This is a genomic window from Nocardia sp. NPDC046763, from assembly GCF_040645495.1.
Taxonomy (GTDB): Bacteria; Actinomycetota; Actinomycetes; order Mycobacteriales; family Mycobacteriaceae; genus Nocardia.
Genome location: NZ_JBEYYI010000009.1, coordinates 241,281 through 259,726, shown reverse-complemented (window position 1 = coordinate 259,726; position 18,446 = coordinate 241,281). Strand labels below are relative to the sequence as shown.

The following is an 18,446-nucleotide window of genomic DNA, read 5'->3' as shown; positions in this document are numbered from 1 at the left end:
CGGCGCTCGCGAACTGTGACTCAGGCGGGAATGCCCATACCCGAGGCCAGCAACGGCCACGAGTCGTGCAGGGCGGTCTCCCAGTACGGCCAGTAGTGGGTGCCCACCGGGTCGAACTGGTAGGTCGCCGGGATACTGATCGAGTCCAGCTTGTCCTTGAGGTTGTGGGTGCAGGCGTTGACGCCGCCCTCGATGATCATGCCCAGCGCCAGGTTGATGTCACCCTGCGGGCCGGGAGCGGACTTGGTGTAGAACTCGACGTCCTTCATCAGCGGGATGCCGCTGCCGCTGGAGATGTAGAGCTGGGTGCCGCGCAGCTTCTCGGCATTGATGACCGGGTCGTTGGCGGCCCACAGCGGGCTGTCGTCGGGACCGTACATGTTCTCGGTCTTGCCGCCCGCCCAGGTCTCCACGGCGAACTTGAGGAACTGCTTGCCCATCGGGTCGGCGATCTGCGCGCACCCGCTGTAGGCGGCCACCGACTTCCACAGACCGGGCTGGGCCTCGGCCAGCTGCAGCACCGACGTGCCGGAGGTGGACAGGCCGGCCAGGGCATTGAGGCCGGTGGAGCCGAGCGCGGCGTCGAGCAGCGGCGGCAGTTCCTGGGTGAAGAAGGTCGTCCACTTGTTGCGCCCGAGCTGCGGGTCGTCCTTGATCCAGTCGGTGTAGTAGCTGCCGCGGCCACCGATCGGCTGGATCACATTGACCTGCTTGTCGGCCAGGAAGCCGAGGGCATTGGTCTGGGCGTTCCAGCTGGCGGTGCCCAGGCCGCCGTCGAGGCCGTTGAGCATGTACAGGTTCGGCGCGGCCTGCGACTCGTCCGCCGGACGCTGCACGTCCACGGGAATGTCCTGGCCCATGGCCGCTGAGTAGACCTTCAGATGCCAGGTCCGTCCATCCTTCTGGATGGAACTGATGGCCGAGGGCTTGTCCGGGTCGGCCGAGCCGGTGCCGGTGGCCAGGGCCACCGACAACGCGGCAGTGAGCGCGACGGCGGCGGTCCGCAGGGCGGTCCTATTACGTAGTGCAGAGAGCTTCATCGAACAGCTGATTCCAGTCCTCGGGCCACGTCGGCCTCATCGTCGATCCGTGCCGGGGCCCCGGCCGATCCGGTTCCCCCGACACGCTATGTCTTGTGTCAAGGCAAAACTGTTACCTGACAAAACGTTTGCAGGGTAGCCCCAAATAGCCGGGTACGCCGTCGCGACAGTATTCGCCCAGCGTGCGACCATCGACTGGTGACCGGCAAACCCGACGAGGAACAGCGTCTGCGCGATCTGGCACGGCTGCGGCGCGTGCGGGACCGCATCGACCGGGAGTACGCGCAGCCGCTGGATGTCGAGGCCCTCGCGCGCGACGCGCACATCTCCGCCGGGCATCTGAGCCGGCAGTTCCGGGCCGCCTACGGCGAATCGGTGTACGCCTACCTGATGACGCGGCGCATCGAACGGGCCATGGCGTTGCTGCGGCGCGGGGATCTGAGCGTCACCGAGATCTGCTTCGCGGTCGGTTGCTCCTCGCTGGGCACCTTCAGCACCCGCTTCACCGAGCTGGTCGGGGTGCCGCCCAGCGTGTACAAGCAGCAGATGGCGGATGCCCCCGAGGGCATGCCCTCCTGCGTCGAGAAGCAGGTGACCCGACCGATCAGGAATCGAGAAGCCCAGGCAAGCGCCCCGCAACTAGCCTGACCGACATGAATATCACTATTTCAGCGAGCTTCCTCCCGCACAATGACGCCGATGCCGCGCTGGCCTTCTACCGCGACGCGCTCGGCTTCGAACTCCGCAAGGATGTCGGCTACAACGGGCTGCGCTGGCTCACGGTCGGCCCCGCCGATCAGCCCGGGACCTCCATCGTGCTGCACCCGCCGGCCGTGGATCCGGGCATCACCGAGGACGAGCGCAAGCTCATCGTGGAGATGATGGCCAAGGGCACCTACGGCGGCATTCTGCTGGCTTCCGCGGACGTCGACGCCGCCTTCGAGAAGCTGCAGGCCAGCGACGCGGTCGAGATCGTCCAGGAGCCGACCGATCAGCCCTACGGTGTGCGTGATTTCGCCGTGCGGGACCCCGCGGGCAATCTGGTTCGTATCCAGCAGGCTTCCTGACCCGCTCTTCCGCCCCACCGGTACGCCAGCACAGATGGAGACACGCATGGCCCCGAGCAAGTCCCCGCAGCCCGCCCTGCCCGCCGCCGACGCCCACGACCTGATCCGGGTGGTCGGCGCGCGGGTGAACAACCTCAAGGACGTCTCCGTCGATCTGCCCAAGCGCCGGCTCACGGTGTTCACGGGCGTATCCGGTTCGGGCAAGAGCTCGCTGGTCTTCGACACCATCGCCGCCGAATCCCAGCGGCTGATCAACGAGACCTACAGCGCCTTCGTGCAGGGGTTCATGCCGACGCTGGCCCGTCCCGAGGTGGACGTGCTCGAGGGCCTGACCACCGCGATCAGCGTGGATCAGCAACGCATGGGCGGGGATCCGCGCTCCACCGTCGGTACCGCCACCGACGCCAATGCCATGCTGCGCATCCTGTTCAGTCGCCTCGGGCAGCCGCATATCGGCTCGCCGCAGGCGTTCTCGTTCAATGTCGCCTCCATCAGCGGTGCGGGCGCGGTGACCGTGGAGAAGGGCGGCAAGCAGGTCAAGGAGCGGCGCAGCTTCTCGGTAACCGGCGGCATGTGCCCGCGTTGTGAGGGTCGCGGCGCGGTCAACGACATCGATCTGACTCAGCTCTACGACGACAGCAAGTCGCTCAACGAGGGCCCGTTCACCATTCCCGGCTACAGCATGGACGGCTGGTACGGGCGGATCTTCATCGGCAGCGGCTACTTCGACCCGGACAAGCCGATCAAGAAGTACAACAAGCGCGAGCTCGCCGACCTGCTCTACCGGGAACCGACCAAGATCAAGGTCGAGGGCATCAACCTGACCTACGAGGGGCTGATCCCCAAGATCCGTAAGTCCATGCTGTCCAAGGACATCGACTCGCTGCAGTCGCACGTGCGCGCGTTCGTCGAGCGCGCGGTCACCTTCCAGATCTGCCCCGACTGCGACGGCACCCGGCTCAGCGAGTTGGCCAGGTCCTCGAAGATCCGCGAGATCAGCATCGCCGACGCCTGCGCCATGCAGATCAGTGATCTGGCCGACTGGGTGCGCGGGCTGGACGAGCCGTCGGTCGCGCCGCTGCTGGAATCGCTGCGGCAGGTGCTGGACTCGTTCGTCGAGATCGGGCTGGGCTATCTGGGCCTGGACCGTGCCTCGGGCACGCTGTCGGGCGGAGAGGCGCAGCGCGTCAAGATGATTCGGCATCTGGGTTCGGCGCTCACCGATGTCACCTATGTCTTCGACGAGCCGACCGTCGGCCTGCACCCGCACGACATCCAGCGCATGAACGATCTGCTGCTGCGATTGCGCGACAAGGGCAATACCGTGCTGGTGGTCGAGCACAAGCCGGAGACCATCACCATCGCCGACCACATCGTGGACATCGGCCCCGCCGCGGGTTCCGGCGGTGGCGAGATCTGCTTCGAGGGCACCGTCGACGGGCTTCGCAGCAGCGGCACCATCACCGGTCGCCACTTCGACGACCGGGCCGCGCTCAAGGACTCGGTCCGGAAGTCGAAGGCGGCGTTGGAGATCCGCGGCGCGACGGCCAACAACCTGCAGAAGGTGGACGTCGACATCCCGCTGGGCGTGCTGGTGGTCATCACCGGTGTCGCGGGCTCGGGCAAGAGTTCGCTGGTGCACGGGTCGATTCCGGCCGGTGACGGTGTGGTGTCCATCGACCAGGGCGCGATCAAGGGTTCGCGGCGCAGCAATCCGGCCACCTACACCGGCCTGCTCGAGCCGATCCGCAAGGCGTTCGCCAAGGCCAATGGCGTGAAACCCGCACTGTTCAGCGCGAATTCGGAGGGCGCGTGCCCGACCTGCAACGGCGCGGGCGTGATCTACACCGACCTGGCCATGATGGCCGGCGTGGCCACCGTCTGTGAGGAGTGCGAGGGCAAGCGTTTCCAGGCGGCGGTGCTCGAATACCAGTTCGGTGGGCGCGATATCAGCGAGGTGCTGGCCATGCCGATCAGCGAGGCCCTCGGGTTCTTCGCGGACGGGGAGGCGAAAATCCCTGCCGCGCACAAGATCCTGCAGCACCTCGACGATGTCGGTCTCGGCTACCTGAGCCTGGGCCAGCCGCTGACCACGCTGTCCGGCGGTGAGCGGCAGCGGCTGAAGCTGGCCACCCACATGGGGGACAAGGGCGGCGTGTACGTGCTCGACGAGCCGACCACCGGTCTGCACCTGGCCGATGTGGAGAACCTGCTCGGATTGCTGGACCGCCTGGTGGATTCCGGCAAATCGGTCATCGTCATCGAGCATCACCAGGCCGTCATGGCACACGCCGACTGGATCGTCGATCTGGGTCCGGGTGCGGGTCACGATGGCGGCCGGATCGTCTTCGAGGGCACCCCCGCCGATCTGGTGGCCGCGCGCGCGACGCTGACCGGTCAGCACCTCGCCGCGTACGTCGGTGCCTGAGAACTGACCCCGAGGGAAAACCCGAACCCCGCCGGGAATATCGGCGGCCGCCGGCGGTTGATCTCGGCTGCCGACGGAAGGGAGCGATTGCGGTGAACGGGTTTTCGGCCGAGGGGCTGAAGAAGGTGAGCGAGGTACTCGACGGGTACGTCGAGCGGGACGAGGTGGCCGGCGCGGTCGCCGCGATCTACCGGCACGGCGAACTGGTGCAGGTGGACACGGCGGGCTGGCGGGATCGGGCGGCCGGGCAGCCGATGCGGCGCGACACCCTCTTCCGCATCGCCTCCATGACCAAGCCGATCACCGCGGTGGCGGCGCTGACCCTGGTGGACGAGGGCCGCATCGCGCTGTCGGATCCGGTGGACGCGTGGCTGCCGGAACTGGCCGGCCGCACCGTCATGCGCGACCCGGACGGCTCGCCCGCGGACGTGGTGCCCGCCGAGCGCCCGATCACGGTGGAGGATCTGCTCACCTATCGGCTGGGCCTGGGCTGGGGCCGCTCCAGCCTCGCACCGCAATTGTTCGCGCTCACCGCCGATCCCATCGCGAGCGCCATCGGCGTCGCGAACGCCGAACGGCTCGCACCGGACGACTGGCTGGCCCGGGTGGGCGAGCTGCCGCTCATCGCGCAGCCCGGTACGGTGTGGCGCTATCACACCGCCTCCGACATCCTCGGCATCCTGATCAGCCGGGTGACCGGGCAACCGCTGGAAGCCGTTCTGCGCGAACGGGTCCTGGTGCCGCTGCGCATGGTGGACACCGGATTCGCGGTGCCCGAATCGAAGCGCGACCGCCTGAGCGTGCTGTACGGCCCCGACCGCACCGAGCTCGACCGGCCTGCCACCACCGCGTGGGGCGAGCCACCGCTGTTCCCCTCCGGCGGCGCGGGCCTGGTGTCCACCGTGGACGATTACGCGCGCTTCGCCCGCATGCTGCTCAATGGCGGTGAGCTGGACGGGGTCCGGATCCTGTCGGCCGAAACGGTTGCCGTGCTGAGCCGGGACCACCTCACCCCCGAACAGCACGCGGCCGCACCCTTCAATCCGCCGCTGGGCCAGGCCATCTGGGCCGATCAAGGATTCGGCTACGGCGTGAAGATGCAGACCGAACCCGGCAGCGGCATACCCAGCGTCGGCACTCTGTCCTGGCCGGGCGGCCTGGGCACCGCCTGGTACGCGGACCCCGAAAAGGATCTGGTGACACTGCTTTTCGTGCAGTCCGCCAATATCATCATCGCCGCCGAGTGGCGCAGCCCGCTCGGCGACGACTTCCTGACCGGGGTCTACGGGGCCCTGGCGGACTAGTACACCGTCCCCATCGCCGAACGCACCTCGTCCAGGGTGCGCTCGGCGATCTCATTGGCGCGCCGATTGCCCTCGCGCACAATGCCGCTCGCGAAATCCGGGTCCGCGGCCAGCTCCATGCGCCGGGCCCGATGACCCGCGAAGAAGTCGTTCACCGCGTCGGTGGCCAGCTTCTTCAGCGCCGCGCCGCCGCCGTCGCCGAGCTTGTCCGCCAGCGTCTGCTCGTCGGTGCCCAGGCACAGTGCGGCCGTGGTGAGCAGCGCCGAGACGCCGGGCCGGGCATCGGGATCGAAAGTGATGCGCCGGTCGGAATCGGTTGCGGTGCGGCGGATGAGCGCGGCGGTCTCATCCGCGGTCATGGACAGCGAGATGGCATTGCCGTAGCTCTTGGACATCTTGCGGCCGTCCAGGCCCGGGATCTCCGGGGTCGAGGTGAGCAGCGCCTGCGGTTCCGGGAACACCCGGCCGTAACGCTCGTTGAACCGCCGCGCGATGACCCGGGTGACCTCCAGGTGCGGTAGCTGGTCCTTGCCCACCGGCACGAGATTTCCCTTGCAGAACAGGATGTCGGCGGCCTGATGCACCGGATAGGTGAGCAGCAGCCCGCTCAGCGCCCGCTCCGAGGCGGCCAGCTCCGCCTTCACCGTCGGATTGCGGTGCAGCTCCGACTCGGTGACCAGACTCAGGAACGGCAGCATGAGCTGATTGAGGGCCGGCACCGAGGAATGGGTGAACACGGTCGCCCGGCTCATGTCGATCCCGGCGGCGGCGTAGTCCAGCACCGCGCTGTAGACGTTCTCGCGGACCTGGCCGAGGCTGTCACGGTCGGTGATGACCTGATAGTCGGCCAGGATCACCCACAGGTCCACGCCGAGTTCCTGCAACCGCACCCGTTCCCGCACGGTGCCGAAGTAATGGCCCAGATGCAGTCTGCCCGTGGGCCGTTCACCGGTGAGGACGCGGAAGCGGCCGGGATGCGCGGCCACCTCGGCGGCCAGTTCGTCGCTGCGCTCGCGGGACGCGGCGAAGGAATCCGAAGGGGTGGTCACCGTACAACTCCTGAAAGTTCATGGGGGCTGCACGAGCTGGGTGTTCCGGTCGGGAATCACGGGCCGCGTACAGCCCGTGGTCATGGTTCATCGGGCTGCTAGTGCAGCCAGCGCCATGCCTGCCGGGTGGGAATCACTTGTCCACCTTAACAAGCCGCGGCCGCTACCGCCGGTCAGGGGTGCGCCGACACCACCCGCGGCATCGGCGCGACCGAGCCGGGGCACGGCGCGGGGCACAGATGCCCGGCCAGCGCGGTGTGCGGACTGCGGTGGCGCAGCGACCCGGCCGCGGCGACCGCCTCCATCGCGATCACGATCAGGCCGTAGCCGTAGGTCGTGGCCGCCAGCCCGAACCGCTGCACGCACAGCCCCGCGATGACCGCCGGCACACTGAGCGACAGGTAGGAGACCACATAGATCGCGGTCACCACCTCTGCCCGCGTCTCGGCGGGTGACAGGCCGGTCAACATGCGCAGCGCGCCCGAGAACGACGGCCCGAAACCGACCCCGGCCACCACACTGGCCGCGAAGAACAGCCACACCGACTCCGTCGCCGCGCCCAGCAGCGCCAGCGAGACCCCGGACATGAGCAGGATCGGCCCGCGCAGCAGGGCCTGATCGATGGTCCAGTCGCGGGCCAGCAGTGCGGTGACCGCCGAGGTGCCCTGCAACGCGACCACCACCAGCCCCCCGGCCAGCGGAGTACCGACGTGAAAGTGCACCTTCATGAGCGCGCCGCCCAGCGCCAGATAGAGCCCGCCCAGCGCCCAGGTGGCCGCGATCGACGGCACCAGGGTCAGGAAGGCCGCCCGGACCTCTTGCGGCACCGACACTTTGGGCTTCAGTGACGCCAGGCCCCGCCCGTCGGGCGCGACCGTCTCCGGAATCAGCAGCACGCCGATGACGATGACGGTGAACGCCACCGCCAGCAGCCAGTACACCAGCCGGGTGGGCGCGGGCGCGTAGGCCACCAGCAGCCCGGAACTGATCGCGCCCACCGCCAGGCCGCCGCCGGCCGCCACATTCGTCATGAGCGCTCCCAGCCGCGATTCCGCGGGCTGTAGATCGATGAGCGTCGCCGTGATCGCACCCGTGGCGAGTCCGGTCGCGATGCCCTGCACGATGCGGGCGGTGAAAAGCCAAGCCACCGACTGCGCTTCGGCGAAGGCCAGTGTCCCGGCCAGCTCCACCAGCACCGCCGCGACGAGCACCGGCCGCCGCCCGACATGGTCGGACAGCGAGCCCGCGAACAGCAGAGTCACCAGCAGCGCAATGGCATTCGCGGCATACACACCCGTCGACACCAGTGACGAGTAGTGCCACATCTGCTGATACACCGGATACATCGGCGACGGGGCCGCCGACGCGAACAGCAGCAGTCCCAGCGCGATCGACAGCAGCCAGAACGCCGCGGAGTTCGATATCCGGTAGCGCGCAGGGGTTTCGACGCGCACGGCGTCGTCGGGAAGGTTCTGCATTGTTCCTCGGGGCGGATCGTGGTGTACGTGCCGTTCGAGTGTGCCCCATCGGGGCACGGGAGTTCGACCCGTCGTGCTGACCGGCCGCGCTGTCGGACCGCCGGCAACCCGATACCAAAGCCCTGCCGGCGAATTCGGCGGTGCGCTCGGCATCGCCGTGCTCGGCAGCATCGGCGGAGAAGTTCCACGACAGCTCCTGTCCGGACCCCACCGAGGGCGAGGGCCTGGTCCTGGCGGTCACCCGGAAGGCCCCACTCGGCTCCACCTTCGGTGACACCGTCACCACCCCGGCCTGGTACCAGGTCTCCAACCCGGACAACGAGCGCCGCATGGCCGAGCGGATGGGCCCGCGCCGGAACGTCGGACTGCCCTCGAGCCACGCCTCGCCGGCCTCGCAGCCGGTCGCCATCGCCGACCTGATCGATGCCGCGGTGACCGAACTGGGCTACCCGGTAGCACGCTGCGGATTCGCGGCGCATCCTGGACTTCGGGGTGCGCTAGGGAGACCTTGACTTTCCCCTCCCGGCCCCTCATGGTGGAAAAGTTAGCAAAGCTAATTGATGGGGAGACAACCTGACGCCCGAACGAGATCTCGTGGCGTCGTGATCGCCGGAGACCAGGGAGGCCATTGATGGTCGAGGACGCCGTTCGGACGGAGCTTACCCAGCGATTCGCGGATCGGCTCGCGCATGCCGAGATCGCGAAGCGGTTCGAGGAACTGATGGTCGACGACCAGGTGCGGGCACTGGTCCCGCTACCCGAGGTCGCGGCCGCGGCGCAGCAGTCCGGGCAGGGGCTGGCCGGTGTGGCGGCGGTGCTCTTCGGCGGATACGCCGACCGGCCCGCCATCGCTGAGCGGGCCACCGAGATCGTGACCGGCGCCGACGGGCGGCGTACCCGGCGGCTGCTGCCCGCGTACCGGACCACGACCTACAGCGAGCTGTGGGTGCGCTCCGGGGACATCGCGGCCGCCTGGCACGCGGACCCGCGAAACCCCCTGCGCGCCGGGGACTTCCTGTGCGTCCTGGGCTTCGCCAGCGGCGACTTCACCGCCGTCGAGCTGGCCGGCATCCGGCTGGGCCTGGTGAGCGTGCCACTGCAATCGAGTTCACCTGCCGCGCAATGGCATTCGATCATCACCGAGACCGGCGCCCGGATGCTGGCGGTGAGCCTGGAGCAGCTCGCGCCCGCGCTCGACTGCGTGCTCGGCGGCACGCCGGTGGAATCGATCGTGGTCTTCGACTTCGAACCCGGCGACGACCACCACGCCGAGACCTACGCCGCCGCACAGCGCCGCATCGCGGAGTCGGGGGCCGCGATCGGACTGGAATCGCTCGCCGCCGTGGCGGAACGGGGCCGGGACCTGCCCGCGGTACCGCTCCACGTGCCCGCCGACGAGGACGAGCTCGCCCTGCTCATCTACACCTCCGGCAGCACCGGGACCCCCAAGGGTGCCATCTACCCGCAGCGCCTGGTGACCGGTATGTGGTTGGGGCCCACGATCATTCCGGCCCCGGTCATCAATTTCTGCTACATGCCCATGAGTCACATCGCCGGGCGGATGGTGCTCAGCGGCACCTTCGCGCGTGGCGGAACCGCGTATTTCGCGGCGGCCAGCGACATGTCGACCCTGTTCGAGGATTTCGGCCTGGCCCGGCCGACCGAGGCGTTCTTCGTCCCACGCGTGTGCGACATGGTGTTCCAGCGCTATCAGAGCGACGTGCAGCGCCGCATCGCCGCGGGTGTATCCGCCGACCAGGCCGACGAGGACGTGAAAGCCGCACTGCGACAGGACTTCCTGGGCGGCCGCCTACTCCGGGTAATGGTCGGCAGCGCGCCGATCTCCGCGGACATGAAGGAGTTCATGAACTCGGTGCTGGGCCAGCCGCTCGTCGACGGCTACGGCTCCACCGAGGCGGGCGGCGGCCTGCTCATCGACAATGAGATCCGCCGGCCGCCGGTCATCGACTACAAGCTGGCCGATGTGCCCGAGCTCGGCTACTTCGCCACCGACAAGCCGTATCCGCGCGGCGAGTTCCTGGTGAAGTCGATGCAGCAGATCCCGGGCTATTTCAAGCGTCCCGAGGTGACCGCCGAGATCTTCGACGAGGACGGCTACTACCGCACCGGCGATATCGTCGCCGAGGTCCGGCCCGACCATCTGGTGTACGTCGACCGCCGCAACAATGTGCTCAAGCTGTCGCAGGGCGAGTTCGTGGCCGTGGCCAAGCTCGAGGCCGTCTTCGCCACCAGCCCGCTCATCGCCCAGATCTTCGTGCACGGGTCCAGCGAGCGCGCGCACCTGCTGGCCGTCATCGTGCCCTCGCCGGCCGCCCTCGCGCTCGAATCCGCCGAGATGACCGCGGCCATCACCGAATCCATGCAGCAGATCGCCAAGGACGCCGAGCTGGAGTCCTACGAGATCCCGCGTGAGTTCCTGATCGAGACCGAGCCCTTCACCCAGGAAAACGGCCTGCTGTCCGGCATCGGAAAGCTGTTGCGGCCCAAGCTCAGGCAGCGCTACGGCGACCGGCTCGAGGAGCTGTATCGCGCGCAGGCGCGGCGGCAGGAGGACGAGCTGCTCGCGCTGCGCCGCGAGGCCGCCGACCGGCCGGTGCTCGAGACGGTGTGCCGGGCCGCCCGCGCCGTCCTCGGCGGCGGCGAGCCGCAGGCGGATGCGCACTTCACCGATCTGGGCGGGGATTCACTGTCGGCGCTGTCGTTCTCGACGCTGCTGCGCGAGATCTTCGATGTCGAGGTGCCGGTCGGCGTGATCGTCAGCCCCGCCAGCGACCTGGCCGGGCTCGCCGCCCGCATCGAGGCCGAACGGTCCGGTGCCGGCGGTCGTCCCACCGCGTCGATCGTGCACGGCGGCAGCGAGATTCGCGCCGCCGACCTCACCCTCGACAAGTTCGTCGACGCGGCGACGCTGGCGGCCGCGCCCGGACTGCCGCTCGCGCCGCAGCCGCCGCGCACGGTGCTGCTCACCGGCGCCAACGGTTACCTCGGCCGGTTCCTGTGCCTGGAATGGCTGCGGCGCCTGGACGACACCGACGGCACCCTCGTCTGCATCATTCGCGGCCGCGACGCCGAATCGGCGCGCCGGCGGCTGGACGAGGTGTTCGACAGCGGCGATCCCGAGCTGTTGCGGCTCTACCGGGAGCTGGCCGGGCGTCGCCTGCGCGTGCTGGCCGGCGACATCGGCGCGCCGAATCTCGGTCTGGATCAAGCAGTTTGGCAGGAGCTCGCCGAGACCGTCGATTTCATCGTGCACCCGGCGGCGCTGGTCAATCACGTGCTGCCCTACGACCAGCTGTTCGGTCCCAACGTGGTCGGCACCGCCGAGGTGATCCGCCTGGCGCTCACCGCGACCCGCAAACCCGTCACCTACCTGTCCACGGTCGGTGTCGCCGATCAGATCGACCCCGCCGTGTTCACCGAGGACGGCGACATCCGCGAGATCAGCGCGGTGCGCACGGTGGGCGACGGGTGCGCCAACGGCTACGGCAACAGCAAGTGGGCCGGTGAGGTGCTGCTGCGCGAGGCGCACGACCTGTGCGGGCTGCCGGTGGCGGTCTTCCGCTCCGACATGATCCTGGCGCACAGCGTGTTCGCCGGGCAGTTCAACCTGCCCGACATGTTCACCCGCCTGCTGCTCAGCGTGCTCGCCACCGGTCTGGCCCCGAAGTCGTTCTACGGCTTGGATTCCGGCGGCGGGCGGCAACGGGCCCACTACGACGGCCTGCCCGCGGACTTCACCGCCGCCGCCATCACCACCCTCGGCGCCCGGGTCACCAGCGGTTTCGAGACCTACGACGTCTTCAACCCCCACGACGACGGCATCTCCCTCGACGAATTCGTGGACTGGCTCATCGAATCCGGTCATCCCATCGACCGCATCGACTCCTACCCCGATTGGGTCGGCCGTTTCGAGACCGCCCTGCGCGCCCTGCCGGAGCACCAGCGCACCCACTCGGTGCTGCCGCTCCTGCACGCCTACCGCCGCCCCGGCCTGCCCATCCCGGGCGCGGCGCTCCCGGCCAAGCGCTTCCAGACGGCCGTGCAGCAGGCGAAGCTCGGTCCGAACGGCGACATCCCGCACCTGACAAGGGAACTCATCGACAAGTACGTGACGGACCTGAGGCTGCGCGGCCTGCTGTAGCCCTCAGTTGCCGCCCGCCGCCGCGGGGATCTCGAGACCGTGCTGTAGCGCGGCGACGGTGCCGTCGAGGATCTCGTAGAGGCGGGTGAGGGACGGATCGGGGCTCGCCACCCACTCGTCGAGCCCCACCCCGAAGGCCGCGAAGCAGGTCGCGGCGGCGAGTTTCGCCCGCAGATCGTCCTCGGCCAGACCGCCGCGGCGGGCGAAACTCCGGGCCAGCGCGTCCCGGCGGCCGAACGTGCCGGTGAAATTCTCCTGGCGCAGTTGTGGATTGGTGATCAGCACCAGCCGCGCCCGCCGGGCGGCGTCGGCCTGGCGGCGGCGCAGCTCGGCCTCGGCATCGTCGAGCAGGAACTCACGCAGCGCGGCCCGCAGCGCGACGAAGACCGCCTCGTGCGGCGGGCGGCGGTCCAGGGCGGCCAGCAGGTAGGACATGACGTCCTCCTCGTGGCTGAAGACCACGGCCGCCTTGGCGGGGAAGTGGCGGTGGAAGGTGCGCCGCGAGACCTGGGCGGCGTCGGCGATCTCCTGCACGGTGGTCTGCTCGAAGCCGCGGCGCTCGAACAGCAGCAGCGCCGCGTCGATCAATTCGTGCCGCACCCTGGCCTTCTCGCGTTCGCGCAACCCGGTCGGTGCCGTCATCCCGCCCTCTCGTGTCGCCGATATCCACCCTGATGTCTCAAAGTGACACTTCACAGGATAGTCTGGCCGAAGTGTCTCACTGTGACACCAAAGCGAGACGATACGAGAGGACTCCTCCGATGACGCGACGCACCGTGATCACCCTGGTCTCGGCGGCCGTGCTGGCCACCGGGCCGCTTGCCGCCACCGCCCAGGCCGACCCGCCCGCCCGGGCCGAGGGCGGGGCCCCGGGCGCCGTCGTCGGCAATGAGGCTCTGGCGCAGAACCTCTGGATCGACGGCGCCGGCTCGGCCCGCAAGCTCACCTACTGGACCCGCGACTCCTCCGATCAGCCCGCCTTGTCCACCGGTGTGGTCTTCACCCCGGCGGGCACACCGCCGGCCGGCGGCTGGCCGGTGCTGTCCTGGGAGCACGGCACCGTCGGCATCGGCGACGACTGCGCGCCCTCGGTGACCGGTCGTTCCGACCGCGACATGGGGTTCCTCGCCACCTGGATGAAGCAGGGCTACGCCATCGTCGCCACCGACTACATCGGCCTGGGCACCCCCGGCGTGCACGCCTACCTCGACGGCCGCGCCGAGGCGCACGCCGCCATCGACATGGTGCGCGCCGCCCGCGCGGTGGACGATTCGCTGGCCCCGAAGTGGGTGGCGATCGGGCAGTCGCAGGGCGGCGGCGCAGCGGTTTTCACCGCCTCGCTCGCGACACGCTATGCGCCCGAACTGGATTACCGCGGCGCGGTGGCGACCGGTCCGGCCTCCAATATCGTCGACGCCGCGACCCTGATCGGGCCGGACACCCCGCCCATCGGGTCCTCGCACATCACCGCCTACGCCACCTACGTGTTCAACGGCCTGAAGGCGGCCCGCCCGGACTTCGACCTCGACAGCTACCTGACCCCGCTGGGCAAACAGCTGGTGACCGACGCCCAGACCCTGTGCTTCACCCCGCTGGCCGATCGCGCCGCCGGTGTGTCGCTGAACCAGCTGGTGTCGCGGCCGCTGGCCGACGGCGATTTCGTGCCCACCGCGCGGTCGGTCATGGACGTGCCGCTGACCGGCTACGACCGGCCGCTGTTCATCGGGCAGGGCACCAATGACACCGATGTCCCCGCACCGCTGACCGCCAAGCTGGTCGCCGACATGGCCGCGGCCGGAACGCATCCCGAGGTGCACGTCTACCCCGGGAAGGACCACAGCGGCGCCATGCTCGCCTCACTGGCCGACAGCGTGCCGTTCGTGGCGCGACTGTTCTCCTGATGCGAAAGGCCGAGTGGCGCAGAGCCACTCGGCCTCGGCGACTGCTGCTCCTGATCAGCCGATGGTGACGGTGGTGTCGATCAGGCCGAAGACCTCGCCCTGCGGACCCGACACGATGCCCATGCGCCCGAAGGGGCTGTCCGAGGGGCCCATCAGTACGGTCGCGCCGAGCTCCTTGGCCTTGTCCAGCGCGCCGTCCGCGCCCGCGACCTGGAACCAGGTCAGCCAGTAGTTGGGGCCGCCGCCGGGCTGGCCGGTGCTGTCGGCCACGCCGCCCATCGGGCGCGCGTCCGCGCCGGCGAAGGTGGAGTACGGCATCTGCTCACTGCCGATCTCGTCGAAGGACCAGCCGAAGACCTGCTTGTAGAACTCCTGCGACGGCGTGTACGCGGTGGTGTGCAGGTCGTTCCAGCAGTACGCGCCGGGCTCGTTGAAGATCCCGGCGCCGGTGTGCGCCTTGGCTTCCCACACGCCGAACGCCGCGCCCCCCGGGTCCGCGCCGACGAACATGCGCCCGACGTCCATCACGTCGAAGGGTGGCATGAACACCATGCCGCCGGCCGCCGTGACCGCGCCCGCGATCGCATCGGCATTCTCGGCGGCGAAGTAGGTGGTCCACACCGAGGGCATGGCGGCCTCACCCATCTTGGGCCCGATACCCGCGGCGGGCTTGCCGTCGAGCATCGCCATCAGATACCCGCCCGCCTCGGGCGGACTGTCGAGCACGTCCCAGCCGAGCAGCTGGGCGTAGAAGTCCCGCGCAGCGGCGGGATCGTCGACCGAACAGTCGACCCAACACGGAGTTCCTTGCGGCCAAACCTTGTCTGTCGTGGGCATACATATCCTCCCGAGAATCGGTCGGTAGCGGCCTGTCGGAGGGCAGGCGCATGGTCAGCTAACCATGCTTCCCGGCATTCCGGTCACGGAATACCGACTGGTCACGAACTCGTGTTGAACATTCCGGGAGCACCCGGGCGTCGACCAGGTCGGCGGCGATTCCGGATCACGGGCGGTACGGGTAGGCGCCGCCGTCGATGACGATGCGCTGGCCGGTGAGATAGCCGGCGGCGGGGGAGACGAGGAAGGCGACGACGTCGGCTACCTCTTCGGGGCGGCAGACATGGCCGAAGGGGGAGGTGGCGTCGAGGTCGGCGGCGTGGCGGTGGATGCCGCCGGACAGGGCTGCGGTGAGGCGGTCGCCCATGTCGGAGGCGACCAGGCCGGGGGCGACGATATTGACGTGGATTCCGTTGGGGGATTCCTCTTTTGCGAGGGTGTGGGCGAGGGCTTCCAGGGCTGCCTTGGCCATGTTGTAGGGGGCGCCGGCCGCACCGAGGGTGTGGGCGGCCACGCTGCTGATCATGATGATGTCGCCGCGTTCGCAGGTGCGCATGCCGGGTAGCACGAGCTTGCTGAGGTGGTGCGGGCCGATGGCCTGAATGCGCAGGAGTCGCTCGACCTCCGCCGGATCGGTGTCCGAGACCGGGCGGCCACGGCTGGCGATGCCGCCATTGTGGACGAGGATGCTGATCGGGCCGAGCTCACTGATCACGCGGTCGACCATGGCGGTCACGGCCACCGGATCGTCGACCGGAGCGTGCACGGCGAGAGCGGTGGCTCCCAGGGAATGCAGTTCGGCCACAGTGTCTTTCGCTGATTGCTCGTGGCGCACCCAGTTGACCGCGACCGCGGCGCCGCGGGCGGCCAGCGCATGACTGATGGCTCGCCCGATACCGCGCCCGCCGCCGGTCACGAGCGCGACGCGTCCCGCCAATTCGCCTGCTGCTGTATTCACCCGGTCAACATATGACACCCGCCACGATTGCGGTCGACAGTGTCGGCCATTACAGTCCGACCGTTGGGTACGCAGCGGTTCCTCAACCACGGGTCGGGATGAAATTCACCAAGATCAGGGGACGAATGCTGGCCACCGACGCGGTCCTGCGGCCTGGACACCGGCTGCGCATCGACGTCTTCGCGTTCGACTTCCCGCGCGGCCTGCCGCTGCGCCCGCTGTTGAACGAGAGCGAGCTGCTGCCCCGGCACATCGACCTCGACCCGAACGCGCCCAGCTGGGTGAACGTCCCTCTCGGCGGAAATATCGGCTGGTAGGGAGAGATCGGCTGGTAGGGAGAGAAAGAGGCCCTGTCGTCAGCGTGGACGACAGGGCCCCTGCTGTCCGGGTTCAGGATTCGAGCGCGCCGACCACGTCGGCCGCGGCCATGACATCGTCGAAAGTGTCGCGGGCCAGCAGATCGGCGTAGAAACCATTGCGCTCCACCAGTTCCCGGTGCGTGCCGCGTTCCACGACGCGGCCCTGATCGAGCACCACGATCTGATCGGCGTCCCGGATCGTGGACAGCCGGTGCGCGATCGTGATGGTGGTGCGATTCGCGGACAGCGCGTCGATCGCCGCCTGCACTTCGCGCTCGGTCCTGGTGTCCAGTGCACTGGTCGCCTCGTCGAGCACCATGATGGGCGGATTGCGCAGGATGGCCCGCGCCACCGCCAGCCGCTGCTTCTCCCCGCCGGAGAACCGATAGCCGCGCTCGCCGACCAGGGTGTCGTACCCGTCGGGCAGGCTCATGATGTGGTCGTGGATCTGCGCGGCCCGGGCCGCGGCATGCAATTCCTCCTCTGTCGCATCGGGTTTCGCGAAACGCAGGTTGGCGGCGACCGAGGAGTGGAACAGGTAGGTCTCCTGCGACACCACGCCCACCGCCGCGGACAGGTCGGCGAAGGACAGCTCTCGCACATCCACGCCGTCGACGGTGATCCGTCCGGATGTCACGTCGTACAGGCGCGCCACCAGATACCCGAGAGTCGTCTTCCCCGAGCCGGTTTCGCCGACGATTGCCAGACTCGACCCGGCGGGGACCTCGATATCGATGTCGCTCAGCACGTTCCGGTCCGCGTCGTAGGCGAAACCCACGCGCTCGAACCGCACCGCGCCCGTCACCTGCTCGGGCAGGGGTGTGGGCTGCTCGGGTTCCTCGATGTCCGGTCGCAGATCCAGGTATTCGAAGATCCGCCCGAACAGCGCCAGCGAGCTCTGGATTTCGACGCCGGTCGACAGCAGCATGACGGTCGGCCGCAGCAGGCCGCTCTGCAGCGTGGTGAATGCGACCAGTGTGCCGATCGACACCAGGGGATGCCCCTGGGCCACGGTCATGCCCGCCGCCCAGTAGATGACCGCCGGCATGGCCGCCATCACGATCGAGATGGTCGACTGCCGCCACCGCCCGGCCATGCTGGAGCGGATCTCCAGATCCACCAGCCCCCGCGATTCCCGGGTGAAATCCTCGACCAGCGCGGGTGAGCGACCCATGGTGCGCGACAACAGGATTCCGCTCACCGACAGCGATTCCTCCACGATCGCCGACATGCCCGCCAGCTTGCGCTGCTTCTCCGCGGTGATGCGCCGGCGCTCGGAGCCGACCCGGCGGCTGATCCACACGAACAGCGGCAGCATGACCAGCGAGACCAGCGTGAGTCGCCAGTCCAGCGCGAACATGGCGATGACCGCCGCGACGACGGAGGTGAAGTTGGAGACCAGCGAGGTGATGGTCGATGTGACCGTGGATTGCATGCCGCCGATGTCATTGGCGATTCGCGACTGCACCTCGCCGGTGCGGGTGGTGGTGAAGAAGGACAGCGGCATGGACTGCAGCCGTGCGTAGACGGCCGACCGCAGATCGTGCATGACGTCCTGGCCGACCGCGGTCGAGATATAGGTCTGGAAGACGCCGAACACGCTGTTCAGCGCGGCGACCGCGATCATGCCCACGGCCAGCAGGGTCAGCAGTCCGGTGCGGCCGTGCGGCAGGGCGTTGTCGATGATGCCGCGCAGCAGGAACGGGGAAGCCAGACCGGCCAGCGAGGCCAAACCCACCAGGGCCGCGACCAGGGCCAAGCGCCCGCGATATGGATGAAAGAGCCGGACGATCCGGCGAAGTTCAGGTTGTGAAGCCATCAGCGCCTCCTTTCGCAGGGAGTCACGCGCTATAACTGAGTTTG

13 protein-coding genes and 2 pseudogenes are annotated in these 18,446 nt (G+C 68.8%); 8 read left to right on the top strand and 7 right to left on the bottom strand.

Annotated elements, in window-relative coordinates:
- Positions 1-20 precede the first annotated feature (20 nt).
- On the bottom strand, positions 21-1,040 hold the full coding sequence (locus ABZ909_RS17560; protein WP_357000423.1) for an alpha/beta hydrolase family protein: 1,020 nt from the start codon (positions 1,038-1,040) through the stop codon (positions 21-23).
- 198 nt (positions 1,041-1,238) lie between these two features.
- Here ABZ909_RS17560 and ABZ909_RS17555 point away from each other — a divergent pair, with 198 nt between their 5' ends.
- From ABZ909_RS17555 to ABZ909_RS17540, 4 genes are all read left to right on the top strand, one after another.
- The gene (locus ABZ909_RS17555; protein ID WP_357000421.1) at positions 1,239-1,688 is read left to right on the top strand and encodes a helix-turn-helix transcriptional regulator; all 450 of its coding nucleotides are present in this window, start codon (positions 1,239-1,241) and stop codon (positions 1,686-1,688) included.
- A gap of 5 nt (positions 1,689-1,693) precedes the next feature.
- Complete coding sequence (locus tag ABZ909_RS17550; protein ID WP_357000419.1) at positions 1,694-2,107, top strand: VOC family protein; 414 nt, start codon at positions 1,694-1,696, stop codon at positions 2,105-2,107.
- 46 nt (positions 2,108-2,153) lie between these two features.
- Entirely contained in the window at positions 2,154-4,535 is a 2,382-nt protein-coding gene (locus ABZ909_RS17545) for an excinuclease ABC subunit UvrA (protein WP_357000416.1), read from the top strand.
- Positions 4,536-4,627: 92 nt separating this feature from the next.
- Positions 4,628-5,839, top strand: a complete 1,212-nt coding sequence (locus tag ABZ909_RS17540; RefSeq protein WP_357000414.1) for a serine hydrolase domain-containing protein — start codon at positions 4,628-4,630, stop codon at positions 5,837-5,839.
- Here ABZ909_RS17540 and trpS read toward each other — a convergent pair.
- Together trpS and ABZ909_RS17530 are read right to left on the bottom strand one after the other, a co-directional pair.
- Positions 5,836-6,888, bottom strand: a complete 1,053-nt coding sequence (gene trpS, locus ABZ909_RS17535) for a tryptophan--tRNA ligase (RefSeq protein WP_357000412.1) — start codon at positions 6,886-6,888, stop codon at positions 5,836-5,838. The genes ABZ909_RS17540 and trpS overlap by 4 nt on opposite strands.
- 173 nt (positions 6,889-7,061) lie before the next feature.
- On the bottom strand, positions 7,062-8,366 hold the full coding sequence (locus tag ABZ909_RS17530; protein ID WP_357000409.1) for an MFS transporter: 1,305 nt from the start codon (positions 8,364-8,366) through the stop codon (positions 7,062-7,064).
- Between the two features lie 224 nt (positions 8,367-8,590).
- Between ABZ909_RS17530 and ABZ909_RS17525 the strand changes: the two are divergent.
- Positions 8,591-8,878 (top strand): annotated as a pseudogene (locus tag ABZ909_RS17525) (hypothetical protein); the annotation flags it as partial.
- Between the two features lie 119 nt (positions 8,879-8,997).
- Positions 8,998-12,528: a carboxylic acid reductase gene (car, locus tag ABZ909_RS17520; protein WP_357000407.1), complete on the top strand. Its 3,531-nt coding sequence runs from the start codon at positions 8,998-9,000 to the stop codon at positions 12,526-12,528.
- Between the two features lie 3 nt (positions 12,529-12,531).
- Here car and ABZ909_RS17515 read toward each other — a convergent pair whose 3' ends face one another.
- On the bottom strand, positions 12,532-13,170 hold the full coding sequence (locus ABZ909_RS17515) for a TetR family transcriptional regulator (RefSeq protein WP_357000405.1): 639 nt from the start codon (positions 13,168-13,170) through the stop codon (positions 12,532-12,534).
- 119 nt (positions 13,171-13,289) lie between these two features.
- Here ABZ909_RS17515 and ABZ909_RS17510 point away from each other — a divergent pair, with 119 nt between their 5' ends.
- Positions 13,290-14,429, top strand: a complete 1,140-nt coding sequence (locus ABZ909_RS17510; RefSeq protein ID WP_357000402.1) for a lipase family protein — start codon at positions 13,290-13,292, stop codon at positions 14,427-14,429.
- A gap of 54 nt (positions 14,430-14,483) precedes the next feature.
- On the opposite strand, the gene ABZ909_RS17505 is transcribed toward ABZ909_RS17510, so the two are convergent.
- On the bottom strand, positions 14,484-15,266 hold the full coding sequence (locus ABZ909_RS17505) for a VOC family protein (RefSeq protein WP_357000400.1): 783 nt from the start codon (positions 15,264-15,266) through the stop codon (positions 14,484-14,486).
- A 166-nt stretch (positions 15,267-15,432) separates the two neighbouring features.
- A complete protein-coding gene (locus tag ABZ909_RS17500) occupies positions 15,433-16,224 on the bottom strand; it encodes an SDR family oxidoreductase (RefSeq protein ID WP_357000398.1) in 792 nt (263 codons plus the stop codon).
- A gap of 125 nt (positions 16,225-16,349) precedes the next feature.
- Here ABZ909_RS17500 and ABZ909_RS17495 point away from each other — a divergent pair.
- Positions 16,350-16,541 (top strand): annotated as a pseudogene (locus tag ABZ909_RS17495) (hypothetical protein); the annotation flags it as partial.
- A 73-nt stretch (positions 16,542-16,614) separates the two neighbouring features.
- Here ABZ909_RS17495 and ABZ909_RS17490 read toward each other — a convergent pair.
- The gene (locus ABZ909_RS17490) at positions 16,615-18,402 is read right to left on the bottom strand and encodes an ABC transporter ATP-binding protein (RefSeq protein WP_357000396.1); all 1,788 of its coding nucleotides are present in this window, start codon (positions 18,400-18,402) and stop codon (positions 16,615-16,617) included.
- Positions 18,403-18,446: the final 44 nt, after the last annotated feature.

Coding starts and splice junctions, on each gene's coding strand:
- ABZ909_RS17560 (WP_357000423.1), bottom strand. CDS start 1,040: ATGAAGCTCTCTGCACTACGTAATAGGACCGCCCTGCGGACCGCCGCC.
- ABZ909_RS17490 (WP_357000396.1), bottom strand. CDS start 18,402: ATGGCTTCACAACCTGAACTTCGCCGGATCGTCCGGCTCTTTCATCCA.
- ABZ909_RS17550 (WP_357000419.1), top strand. CDS start 1,694: ATGAATATCACTATTTCAGCGAGCTTCCTCCCGCACAATGACGCCGAT.
- ABZ909_RS17515 (WP_357000405.1), bottom strand. CDS start 13,170: ATGACGGCACCGACCGGGTTGCGCGAACGCGAGAAGGCCAGGGTGCGG.
- ABZ909_RS17530 (WP_357000409.1), bottom strand. CDS start 8,366: ATGCAGAACCTTCCCGACGACGCCGTGCGCGTCGAAACCCCTGCGCGC.
- ABZ909_RS17505 (WP_357000400.1), bottom strand. CDS start 15,266: ATGCCCACGACAGACAAGGTTTGGCCGCAAGGAACTCCGTGTTGGGTC.
- ABZ909_RS17545 (WP_357000416.1), top strand. CDS start 2,154: ATGGCCCCGAGCAAGTCCCCGCAGCCCGCCCTGCCCGCCGCCGACGCC.
- ABZ909_RS17510 (WP_357000402.1), top strand. CDS start 13,290: ATGACGCGACGCACCGTGATCACCCTGGTCTCGGCGGCCGTGCTGGCC.
- car (WP_357000407.1), top strand. CDS start 8,998: ATGGTCGAGGACGCCGTTCGGACGGAGCTTACCCAGCGATTCGCGGAT.